The 10,442-nt window shown below is 71.6% G+C and carries 12 protein-coding genes; 2 read left to right on the forward strand and 10 right to left on the reverse strand.

From position 1 onward, the window contains the following. The 5 genes from N4P33_RS27115 to N4P33_RS27135 all read right to left on the reverse strand — a co-directional run. The coding region (locus N4P33_RS27115; RefSeq protein WP_260829416.1) for a DUF4118 domain-containing protein at positions 1 to 1,695 on the reverse strand (1,695 nt) is incomplete at its 3' end. Positions 1,696 to 1,878: 183 nt separating this feature from the next. Beyond that, complete coding sequence (locus N4P33_RS27120; RefSeq protein ID WP_260829417.1) at positions 1,879 to 2,571, reverse strand: ABC transporter ATP-binding protein; 693 nt, start codon at positions 2,569 to 2,571, stop codon at positions 1,879 to 1,881. A 150-nt stretch (positions 2,572 to 2,721) separates the two neighbouring features. Continuing rightward, on the reverse strand, positions 2,722 to 3,474 hold the full coding sequence (locus N4P33_RS27125) for a DUF3710 domain-containing protein (RefSeq protein ID WP_260829418.1): 753 nt from the start codon (positions 3,472 to 3,474) through the stop codon (positions 2,722 to 2,724). Between the two features lies 1 nt (position 3,475). After that, positions 3,476 to 4,018, reverse strand: a complete 543-nt coding sequence (gene dut / locus N4P33_RS27130) for a dUTP diphosphatase (RefSeq protein WP_260829419.1) — start codon at positions 4,016 to 4,018, stop codon at positions 3,476 to 3,478. Further along, the gene (locus N4P33_RS27135; RefSeq protein ID WP_260829420.1) at positions 4,015 to 4,599 is read right to left on the reverse strand and encodes a PaaI family thioesterase; all 585 of its coding nucleotides are present in this window, start codon (positions 4,597 to 4,599) and stop codon (positions 4,015 to 4,017) included. Before N4P33_RS27135 ends, dut begins: the two co-directional genes overlap by 4 nt. A 58-nt stretch (positions 4,600 to 4,657) precedes the next feature. Here N4P33_RS27135 and N4P33_RS27140 point away from each other — a divergent pair, with 58 nt between their 5' ends. After that, positions 4,658 to 5,119 (forward strand): DUF3093 domain-containing protein, encoded by a 462-nt coding sequence (locus tag N4P33_RS27140; RefSeq protein WP_260829421.1) that lies wholly within the window; start codon positions 4,658 to 4,660, stop codon positions 5,117 to 5,119. Between the two features lie 143 nt (positions 5,120 to 5,262). Here N4P33_RS27140 and N4P33_RS27145 read toward each other — a convergent pair whose 3' ends face one another. The 4 genes from N4P33_RS27145 to N4P33_RS27160 all read right to left on the reverse strand — a co-directional run bounded on the left by N4P33_RS27145 (position 5,263) and on the right by N4P33_RS27160 (position 8,828). Next, the gene (locus N4P33_RS27145) at positions 5,263 to 6,222 is read right to left on the reverse strand and encodes a hypothetical protein (protein ID WP_260829422.1); all 960 of its coding nucleotides are present in this window, start codon (positions 6,220 to 6,222) and stop codon (positions 5,263 to 5,265) included. Positions 6,223 to 6,235: 13 nt separating this feature from the next. Beyond that, the gene (locus N4P33_RS27150) at positions 6,236 to 6,532 is read right to left on the reverse strand and encodes a DUF4193 domain-containing protein (RefSeq protein WP_003993510.1); all 297 of its coding nucleotides are present in this window, start codon (positions 6,530 to 6,532) and stop codon (positions 6,236 to 6,238) included. 393 nt (positions 6,533 to 6,925) lie between these two features. Then, positions 6,926 to 8,167 (reverse strand): HAMP domain-containing sensor histidine kinase, encoded by a 1,242-nt coding sequence (locus N4P33_RS27155; RefSeq protein WP_260829427.1) that lies wholly within the window; start codon positions 8,165 to 8,167, stop codon positions 6,926 to 6,928. A 7-nt stretch (positions 8,168 to 8,174) separates the two neighbouring features. Continuing rightward, entirely contained in the window at positions 8,175 to 8,828 is a 654-nt protein-coding gene (locus N4P33_RS27160) for a response regulator transcription factor (protein WP_003993508.1), read from the reverse strand. 396 nt (positions 8,829 to 9,224) lie between these two features. On the opposite strand from N4P33_RS27160, the gene N4P33_RS27165 reads away from it, so the two are divergent. Next, positions 9,225 to 9,398 (forward strand): hypothetical protein, encoded by a 174-nt coding sequence (locus N4P33_RS27165; protein ID WP_260829431.1) that lies wholly within the window; start codon positions 9,225 to 9,227, stop codon positions 9,396 to 9,398. A gap of 84 nt (positions 9,399 to 9,482) precedes the next feature. Here N4P33_RS27165 and N4P33_RS27170 read toward each other — a convergent pair whose 3' ends face one another. Then, entirely contained in the window at positions 9,483 to 10,298 is an 816-nt protein-coding gene (locus N4P33_RS27170; protein ID WP_260829432.1) for an inositol monophosphatase family protein, read from the reverse strand. Between the last annotated feature and the right edge of the window lie 144 nt (positions 10,299 to 10,442).

Consider the following 10,442-nt stretch of genomic DNA (forward strand, 5'->3'; position numbering starts at 1 on the left):
CGCCATGTGGTCGCCGACGGGGACGTCCACGTCGGCGTCCTCGGGCCGCCGCACCGGCTCACCGCGGCCGACATGCCCGGCGCAGGTCCACGGCTCGGCCTCGCCGGTGCGTTCCAGCAGGGACGCCGACTCCATGCCGAAGGTCTCCCGGACCCGCTCCAGCAGGTCCTCCAGGCCGGTCTCGCCGCGCAGCACATTGCCGGCGAGGAAGGAGAGGATCTCCGACTCGGCACGCAGCCGGGCCGCCTGGTGGGTGCGGCGGGCGGCGAGGTCGACCACGGAGGCCACCGCCGCGCCGACGGCGACGAAGACGACGAGGGCGACGATGTTCTTGGGGTCGGCGATGGTCCAGCGGTGCAGGGGCGGGGTGAAGTACCAGTTGAGCAGCAGCGAGCCGATCAGCGCGGAGGTGAGGGCGGGCCACAGTCCGCCGATCAGGGCGGCGGCGACCGTCAGCGCGAGGAACAGCAGCATGTCGTTGGCGAGGCCCGGATCGATCGCGCTCAGCAGCAGGGCCAGCACCGCCGGGCCGGCCACGCCGACCGCCCAGCCCGCCACCATCCGCGACCGGCCGAGCCGCGCGCCCCTCGCTACGGGGAGGCCGCGCCCCTTGGCCGCCTCCTCGTGGGTGACGATGTGCACGTCCAGGTCGGGGCCCGATTCGCGGGCCACGGTCGCGCCGACGCCGGGCCCGAAGACGTACTGCCAGGTCTTGCGGCGGGAGGAGCCGAGCACGATCTGGGTGGCGTTGGCGCCGCGCGCGAAGGCGAGCAGGGCGGCCGGTATGTCGTCGCCGACGACGTGGTGGAAGGTGCCGCCGAGGTCCTCCACGAGGGTGCGCTGCTCGGCCAGCTCCTTGGGCGAGGCGGAGGTCAGCCCGTCGCTGCGGGCTATGTAGACGGCGAGCACCTCGCCGCCGGCGCCCTTCTCGGCGAGCCGTGCGGCCCGCCGTATCAGCGTCCGTCCTTCCGGCCCTCCGGTGAGCCCGACGACGATCCGCTCGCGCGATCCCCATATCGCCGAGACCTGGTGCTCACGGCGGTAGCGCTGGAGGTGGACGTCGACCCGGTCGGCCACCCACAGCAGCGCCAGTTCCCTGAGGGCGGTGAGGTTGCCGGGGCGGAAGTAGTTGGACAGGGCCGCGTCGACCTTGTCGGGCTGGTAGATGTTGCCGTGCGCCATGCGGCGGCGCAGGGCCTCGGGGGTCATGTCGACGAGCTCGATCTGGTCGGCCCGCCGCACCACCTCGTCCGGCACGGTCTCGCGCTGCCGTACGCCGGTGATCGACTCGACGATGTCGCCGAGCGACTCCAGGTGCTGGATGTTGACGGTCGACAGCACGTCGATCCCGGCGGCGAGCAGTTCCTCGACGTCCTGCCAGCGCTTGGCGTTGCGGGAGCCGGGGACGTTGGTGTGGGCGAGCTCGTCGACGAGGGCGACCTGGGGGCGGCGGGCGAGCACGGCGTCGACGTCCATCTCGGTGAAGACGGTGCCGCGGTGTGTCAGCTCCTTGCGCGGGATCTGCTCAAGACCGTGCAGCAGCGCCGCGGTCCGCGGCCGGTCGTGGTGCTCGACGAAGCCCACGACGCAGTCGGTGCCCCGTTCGAGGCGGCGGTGCGCCTCGGACAGCATCGCGTACGTCTTCCCGACGCCCGGTGCCGCACCGAGATGAATGCGAAGTCTGCCCCGTCCCATGGCCTCATTGTCTTCCGGTCCCACTGCCTGAGCGCAGTCGACCCTACGACCCCGCATCGGCCGCGAAGTCCTCCGAACGGGGTACGAACCCGCACTTTGACGCGATTCTGACGCGGCGGCGCGGGCTCCTCGGGGGCGCAGACGGTATCCGCGCGGAAGCGGCCCCCGGTGCGGGGCGACCGCTCAGTGCTCGATGATCTCTCCGTCGCGGAGTTCCAGGACCCGGTCGGCCAGGTCGAGGAGGGTGGGGTCGTGGGTGGCGACCAGGGCGGTGACCCGTTCGCTGTGGACGACGGCGCGCAGCAGTTCCATCACCGCGTGGCCGGTCTCCGCGTCCAGCTGGCCGGTCGGCTCGTCGGCGATGAGCAGAGAGGGGCTGTTGGCGAGGGCGCGGGCGATGGCGACGCGCTGCTGCTGGCCGCCGGACAGCTCGCCCGGCCGCTGTGCGGCATGGTCGGCGAGGCCCACCAGGGACAGCAGCAGCTCGACGCGTTCCTCCCGCTCGCAGGGGTCGGCCCGGCGCAGCCGCATGGGGACGCCGACGTTCTCGGCGGCGGTCAGGATCGGGATGAGCCCGAAGGACTGGAAGACGAAGCCGATGCGGTCCCGGCGCAGCGCGAGCAGCCCGTCCTCGTCGAGTCCGGCGATGTCGAGCCCGTCCACGGCGACCCGGCCCCGGTCGGGGGTGTCGAGGCCGCCGACGATGTTGAGCAGCGTGGTCTTGCCGGATCCCGAGCGCCCCTTGAGGGCGACCAGTTCACCGCGCGGGACCTCGAAGGAGACACCGCGCAGCGCGTGCACCGCGGCGGCTCCGGTGCCGTACGACTTGTGCACGTCCTCGACGCGCACCATCGTCTCCGTGGCCACCTGTGTCATCCGCCCGCCCTCCCCCGTGGAACCCCCGTGGAACCGGGCGCCAGTATCCCCGCCCGGCGGCCGGCCGATCAACAGCCGCGCACACGCGGCGAGGACCGCACCTGCCGGGTGCGGTCCTCGCCGTACGTGCTGAAACGCCGGGTACGCCGGTCAGCGGACCTCGGTGATCTCCGGGCCGCGCTGCAGCTGGCCCATGCCGCCCGCGAACCGGGAGCCCTCCTCCTGCTGGACGCCCTCGGGCACCATCTGCGCGTCGTTCGGCAGCTTGAGGACGATCGGGTCGCGCGGCGCCATGGGGCCCTCGCCGCGGACGACGACCGTGTCCCGGAAGATCTGCTCGAGCAGCCCGGCGGCCTGCGGCTGCACCGCGCCCTGGCCGGAGATCACTCCGCGCAGGAACCAGCGGGGGCCGTCCACGCCGACGAACCGCACGACCTGGAAGCCGCCGGTGCCGTCCGGCAGCTGCACCGGCACCTGGGCCCGCAGCTCCCAGCCCAGCGGCCCCTCGACCTCGTCGATGATGCCGCCCTGCTGGGTGATGCCGGCCGCGATCTCCTCGCGGACCTCGCCCCAGATGCCCTCGCGCTTGGGAGCCGCGAATGCCTGCAGCTGGATCGCGCTGTCGCGCAGCACAACCGTGGCCGCGACGATCGCGTCGCCCGCGACCTCCACGCGCAGCTCCATGCCGTCGACGCCGGGCACGAACAGGCCGCCCAGGTCGACCCGGCCCTCGCCGGGGTTGCTGACCTCGGAGCTGTCCCAGGGCCCGTCGGGCCGGGGCGCCGGCTCGAGCCTCAGCCGCTCGGCCTCCTCGTCCGCCTCAGTGTCGACACCGTCGACGACCTGCTCGGCCTCGCCGGCCGCGTCCTCGGCGGCATCCCTCTTCTTGCGACGTCCGAACACGTCACTGTCCTTCCCGGTCGGATACGACCGAAGCGTATCGATTCCCACCCGCTGTGCCGCCCACGGCGGCCTGACCGTTTGTGCCGCTCTCACTTCCCACGGCGGCATGGCCGCCGGTGGACCCGAAGCCCCCCTCGGCCCGCGCCGATTCGGGCAGCTCCGCGACCGGCACGAAGCGCACCCTCTCGACCTGCTGGACGACCAGTTGGGCAATCCGGTCGAAGCGCTCGAACCGCACGGTCTCCCGCGGGTCGAGATTCACCACGATCACCTTGATCTCTCCACGGTACCCGGCATCAACCGTCCCCGGGGCATTCACCAGGGCGACGCCGCAGCGGGCGGCCAGACCGGATCGCGGATGCACGAAGGCCGCGTACCCCTCGGGCAGGGCCACAGACACCCCGGTGGGCAGCACGGCCCGCTCGCCGGGCGCCAGTTCGCAGGCCTCGGTGGTGCGCAGATCGGCCCCCGCGTCACCCGGGTGCTCATACGCCGGAAGCGGTACGTCCGGATCGACGCGCCGGATGAGTACGTCGAGGGTCACGGGTTCACCTCGAAGGCGCGGGCCCGCCGGACCTGGTCCGGATCGCTCATGGCGGCCTGGATCTCCTCCTGCCGGCCGTGGTCGATGAAGTGGTCGACCTTGACCTCGATGAACAGCGCGTCGGCGCGGACGGCGACGGGCCCGTCGGGGCCGCCGATGCGTCCGGTGGCGCTGGAGTAGATCTTCCGTCCGGCGATCGCGGTCACCTCGGCTTCCAGGTGCAGCGTGGTGCCGACCGGGACGGGGCGCACGAAGTCGGTCTCCAGCCTGCCGGTCACGGCGATGGTGCGCAGCAGCCAGTTCAGGGAGCCCAGCGTCTCGTCCAGGGCCGTGGCGAGCACGCCGCCGTGGGCGAGGCCGGGGGCGCCCTGGTGGGCGGGCTGCACGGTGAACTCGGCGGTGATCGACACGCCTTCGCCGGCGCGCGCCTGGAGGTGCAGGCCGTGGGCCTGTTCGTCGCCGCAGCCGAAACACTGGCCGTAGTGCGCGCCGAGGAGCTCGCCGGGCGCGGGAGCGTCGGGATGGCGGACCGGTGTCACGGCGTCGGCCGGAGGCTGAAGAGCTGGGGAAGTACCACTCACAGGCGCAGACCTTACCCGCGAGTCGGCCCGGTCAGGACACCGTGCCAAGCTTGGCTCCATGCAGCTCTCCGCCGCCCCGTACGAAGAACGCCTGACCGCTCCCCGCTCCTGGTGGCTGATCTCCCTCCTGGTGGGGGTGTCGATGGCGCTGATCGTGCTGCCGTTCGGCACGCTGCCCATGCTGGGCGGGCTGGCCGGCGGCACCGCCGTGGCGGCGGTCGTGGCCAGCTCGTACGGCTCGGTGCGGATCCGGGTGGTCGGCGGCCATCTGATCGCGGGCGAGGCGAAGATCCCGGTGACGGCGCTGGGCGAGCCGGAGATCCTGGACGCGGAGGAGGCTCGCGCCTGGCGCACGTACAAGGCCGACCCGCGCGCCTTCATGCTCCTGCGCGCCTACATCCCCCGCGCCCTGCGCGTGGAGATCACGGACCCCGAGGACCCGACTCCTTACGTCTTCCTGTCCACCCGCGAGCCGGCCCGCCTGGCGGAGGCCCTTCGGGCGGCGAAGACCGCGGCCTAGCTAGGCCCTGTCGGGCAGAACACTCGCTTGTCCCCTCAGCCACGGGGACGGCGGATCCGCTGCGAGCGGTCACCCGTGGCGCCGGAGGGCGCCTCAGCGGTCTTCCTCGGAGGACGTCTCAGCCGGCCTGGCCGGGGGACGCCTCAGCGGTCCTCGCGTCTGCCGTCATGGTCCCGGTGTCCGCCGAGTTCCCTCATGGCGTCCGCGGGGAGGTGGTTCATCTCCAGGGCGTCCGCCGGGCGTTCCAGGGCGGGGAGGTCGGGGAGGTCGTCCCAGGGGACCTGGATCCTGCGGAGATCGGCGCGGATGCGGCCGGCGAGTTTGCGGGTGTCCCGGCGGTTCATGGCCGCCCCGACGGCGGCGCCCACCAGGAAGGGCATCAGGTTCGGCAGATTGCGGACCATGCGCTTCATGATCCGCTGGCGCAGTTCGCGCTTCATCCGGCTGTTCATCGCCGCGCTCAGCGTCGACGGCCTGGTCGCCTCGACCCCGCGCTCCTCCGACCAGGAGTTGAGGTACACGGTGCTGCGCTGGGTGAGGGAGCCGGGCGGTCGTACGCCGTAGACCTCATGGAGCTCGGCGATCAGCTTGAGCTCGATCGCCGCGACGCCGGTGACCTCGGCGGCCAGCTCGGTCGGCATCGCGGGCGGTACGGGCAGCGCCGCCGCCGCACCCACTCCGGCCCCGACCGTCGCGGTGGCCTTCGCCGCACCCGCCACGAGCTTGTCGGCGATCTCCTCGGGACCGAGCCCGGGGAACTGCCTGCGCAGCGTCTGAAGGTCCCGTACGGGCACGCGCGGGGCGATCTCGATGATCCGGTCCGCGAGATACGCCAGCCCCGCGCGGGCGTGGGCGCCGCCCTTGCGGGCGCCCTCTCTGGCCATGTCGCGGAATGCCGCGGCACGCCTGCGTGCCACGGGGGCGGGGACCTCCACGGACGCCGGGAGGTCACCCCGGTCTGCTGCCGGTTCGAGCGAGGCCGCCCCGGTGTCGGTTGAGCCCCGCTCGTCGTCACGCGCAGTGTGCTGCGGGCCGTCCTGCGGCCCTTTGTCCGCTCGCCTCGGAAGGAAGCGGCGCTTCCTGGGAGGGGTCGAGCCTGTCACGGCCGACCCGTCCTCAGTCGCAGTCGCGGCAGATCGGCTGGCCGTTCTTCTCCCTGGCCAGCTGGCTGCGGTGGTGGACCAGGAAGCAGCTCATGCAAGTGAACTCGTCCTGCTGCTTGGGCAGCACCCGGACGGCCAGCTCCTCGTTCGAGAGGTCTGCTCCGGGCAGTTCAAGGCCTTCGGCGGCCTCGAACTCGTCGACGTCCACGGCGGAGGCCGACTTGTCGTTTCGTCGAGCCTTCAGCTCTTCGAGGCTGTCCGAGTCGACGTCGTCGTCGGTCTTGCGTGGAGTGTCGTAGTCGGTTGCCATGTCGCTCTCCCCCTCTGGGTGTCTGCGGTGTCTCCAGCGCACGTAACGCGTGAGAGGCCGGACTTGTGCCCGACCCGAGGCGGAGATTTTGCCTCACATCAAGGTCTGTTACTCAATCGACACCCAACCGGACTCCCCAAGAGTGATCGGCTTGGATGGCGATGGGGACCGTACACGGTCCTGATGCCGCACTTCAAAGGCGTCTCACCGTGTACTTCCCGTGATCAAGGCCCCCGAAAACCGGGACTTTCCCGACCTTCCGGCCCTGCACATGATCACGGAGAGTAGATGGCTGGAAAATCGCCCGTGTGATCGATCACACAGGAGCCAACGACTGAGGCGCGGCGGAAATTCCGCGCAAAGCGAACACTCCCGTGTGTCGGCGGAATGATGTCAGATCGGCAGGGTGACGCGCATCACGAGGCCGCCTCCCTCCCTCGGCTGGGCGTAGATGTGGCCGCCGTGCGCCCGGGCCACCGACCGCGCGATGGACAGGCCGAGTCCCACACCCTTGTCGCTGCCGGTCCGCTCGGTGCGCAGCCTGCGGAACGGCTCGAAGAGGTTGTCGATCTCGTACGCCGGCACCACCGGGCCCGTGTTGGACACCACCAGCACCGCCTGGCCGTGCTGGACCTCGGTGCCGACCTCGACCCAGCCGCCCTCCGGCACGTTGTACCGCACGGCGTTCTGCACCAGGTTCAGGGCGATCCGCTCCAGCAGCACGCCGTTGCCCTGGACGACCGCGGGTTCCCGCTCGCCGCGGATCTCCACGCCCTTCGCCTCGGCCTCGGCGTGCACCTGGTCGATGGCCTGGGAGGCCACCTCCGCGAGGTCCACGGGCTTGCGCTCGACGATCTGGTTGTCGCTGCGGGCGAGCAGCAGCAGGCCCTCCACGAGCTGCTCGCTGCGCTCGTTGGTGGCCAGCAGCGTCTTGCCGAGCTGCTGGAGCTCCACCGGCGCGTTCGGGTCGGAGAGGTGCACCTCGAGAAGCGTGCGGTTGATGGCGAGCGGGGTGCGCAGCTCGTGCGAGGCGTTGCCGACGAAGCGCTGCTGGGCGGTGAACGCCCGCTGCAGGCGCTCCAGCATGTCGTCGAAGGTGTCGGCCAGCTCCTTGAGCTCGTCGTCCGGGCCGTCCAGCTCGATCCGCCGGGACAGGTCCGAGCCCGCCACCGCGCGGGCGGTGCGGGTGATCCGGCCCAGCGGCGACAGCACCCGGCCCGCCATGGCGTAGCCGAAGGCGAAGGCGATGATCGCGAGGCCGAGCAGGGCGAGCAGCGAGCGGCTGAGCAGATCGTCCAGCGCGTGCTGGCGCTGCTCGTTGACGCAGGCGTTGAGCGCCCTGTTCATCTCGTCGGCGGGCAGTTTGTCGCTGCGCAGTTGGCAGATCTCGCTGGACACCTCGCCGGAGAGGATCCGGAAAGGCAGGTCGGTGCCCACGTTCAGCGCGTTCGCCGCGAGCAGGTAGATGATCGACAGCAGCAGGATGCCGGCGATCAGGAACATGCCGCCGTAAAGCAGCGTGAGCCGTATCCGGATGGTGGGCCGCAGCCAGGGGAAGGGTGGTACCGGCCGGCGCGGGTCCCAGGTGGGCTTCGGCGGGGCCTGCGGGGACGCCGGTGCGGGGGTGCTTGCCATCGCCGGATCAGATCCGGTAGCCCGAGCCGGGGACGGTCACGATGACCGGCGGCTCGCCCAGCTTGCGGCGCAGGGTCATCACGGTCACCCGCACCACGTTCGTGAACGGGTCGGTGTTCTCGTCCCAGGCCTTCTCCAGGAGCTGCTCCGCGGAGACCACGGCGCCCTCGCTGCGCATGAGCACCTCCAGGACGGCGAACTCCTTCGGCGCCAGCTGCACCTCCTTGCCGTCCCGGAAGACCTCGCGGCGGTTGGGGTCCAGCTTGATCCCGGCGCGCTCCAGGACGGGCGGCAGGGGCACGCTGGTGCGCCGGCCGAGCGCACGCACGCGGGCGATCAGCTCACTGAACGCGAACGGCTTGGGCAGATAGTCGTCGGCACCGATCTCCAGGCCCTCCACCCGGTCGCTGACGTCGCCGGAGGCCGTGAGCATCAGCACGCGCGTGGGCATGCCGAGCTCGACGATCTTGCGGCAGACGTCGTCGCCGTGCACGAGCGGGAGGTCGCGGTCGAGGACCACCACGTCGTAGTCGTTGACGCCGATGCGCTCCAGGGCGGCCGCGCCGTCGTACACGACGTCGACGGCCATGGCCTCGCGGCGCAGTCCGGTGGCCACCGCATCGGCGAGCAGTTGCTCGTCCTCGACGACGAGTACACGCACGTCCCTGGTCCTTCCTGATGGTGGTGTGTTGACCTCCATCCTGCCCTTTTCCTCCATAAGTCGGCTGTAAGGCAGGTGAGAGGGGGTGCGGGAGGGGGCGCGGCCCCGGGGAACCTGCGGGGGAACGGCAGGGGAATAGCAGATTTTCTCGCGCGGTTAGGTTTCCACGGAAGGGAGCTTGGGGAGGACGGGTTTTACATCCCGCGATCACGCTCTGCTTGTGCCGCACCACCATGCGGTGCGTATCGATCCGCTTCCCGCAGAGCGGGCGTGGGTGTCCGGCACCGTCGCCGCCCGGCCGAGCGGCGCTGGGCATCCTCGGCAGACGTGATCGTCCCTTTCCGAACGGCACACCCCCGTGCCATCGACCCACGACCCAGGACGAGGGGGCGCAGCATGGACGCATTCACCGCAGGACTTCTGCAGCGCATAAAGGCGACCGAGTCCGATCTGTCGCGCGCCCGCGACGAGGGCGACGAGTTCCTCGTCGAGGTGGAGCAGGGAGAGCTCGACGACCTGCGCCGTCTCGCCGCCGAACACGGCGTGGAGGTCAGCCTCCACGGCGTCTGACCCCGACCAGCAGCTTGCGCGAGCGGGCCCCGGCGAATCCAGCGCCGGGGCCCGCTCGCTCGCGCCGGACGCGACCGGCGGTGATCAGTCGTGCCAGGCGCCGAAGTCCTCCAGGAGCCTCTGGAGGGGCTCGTGGACGCCCGGGGTGGCCGCGACCGTCAGCTCCCAGGAGGGGCGCTCTCCGGGGCGTCCACCGGTCAGGGCGCCCGCCTCACGGGCGATGAGGTCGCCCGCGGCGAGGTCCCAGGGGTGCAGGCCCCGCTCGTAGTAGCCGTCCAGGCGGCCGGCCGCCACGTCGCACAGGTCGACCGCGGCCGAACCGCCGCGCCGGATGTCCCGCACCAGGGGGATCAGCCGGTGTGCCACCTCGGCCTGATGCGTACGGACGTCGGCGACATAGTTGAAGCCGGTCGAGACCAGGGCCTGGTCCAGCGGCGGCGCGGGACGGCAGGCCAGCCTGCGCTCGCCCTCCCAGGCACCGGTGGCCCACGCCCCGCCGCCGCGCACCGCGTGGTACGTCTCGCCGCGCATCGGCGCCGACACGGCCCCGACGACCGTCTCGCCGTCCACTTCGGCGGCGATGGAGACGGCCCAAGTGGGCAGGCCGTAGAGGTAGTTGACCGTGCCGTCGAGCGGGTCGATCACCCAGCGGACACCGCTGCTGCCGTCGGTCGAGGCGCCCTCCTCGCCGAGGAAGCCGTCGTCCGGGCGGCGCTCGGCGATCAGCGAGGTGATCAGCTTCTCGGCCGCGATGTCCATCTCGGTGACGACGTCGATCGGGCTGGACTTGGTCGCCGCGACCGCGAGATCGGCCGGGCGGCCGTCGCGCAGCAGCTCACCGGCGCGGTGGGCCGCCTCGCGGGCCAGGTCCAGCAGTTCCGCGTGCAGGGGGTCGGTCACGGTGCTCCTCAGGCGTAGGGGCTGTCGGCGCCTTCGACTCCATGGGGCACACCCGCAAGGGGCTCACCGCCCAGTACGAGCCGATGATCGACAACGTGGTCGCGGTCAAGCGCAAGGAGGCCGAGGGGCAGTTCGACCTCTTCG

Origin of the sequence: Streptomyces sp. 15-116A, from assembly GCF_025290915.1 — a bacterium.
Lineage (GTDB): Bacteria > Actinomycetota > Actinomycetes > Streptomycetales > Streptomycetaceae > Streptomyces.

Coding starts and splice junctions, on each gene's coding strand:
- N4P33_RS27120 (WP_260829417.1), bottom strand. CDS start 2,571: ATGACACAGGTGGCCACGGAGACGATGGTGCGCGTCGAGGACGTGCAC.
- N4P33_RS27140 (WP_260829421.1), top strand. CDS start 4,658: ATGCAGCTCTCCGCCGCCCCGTACGAAGAACGCCTGACCGCTCCCCGC.
- N4P33_RS27150 (WP_003993510.1), bottom strand. CDS start 6,532: ATGGCAACCGACTACGACACTCCACGCAAGACCGACGACGACGTCGAC.
- N4P33_RS27155 (WP_260829427.1), bottom strand. CDS start 8,167: ATGGCAAGCACCCCCGCACCGGCGTCCCCGCAGGCCCCGCCGAAGCCC.
- N4P33_RS27165 (WP_260829431.1), top strand. CDS start 9,225: ATGGACGCATTCACCGCAGGACTTCTGCAGCGCATAAAGGCGACCGAG.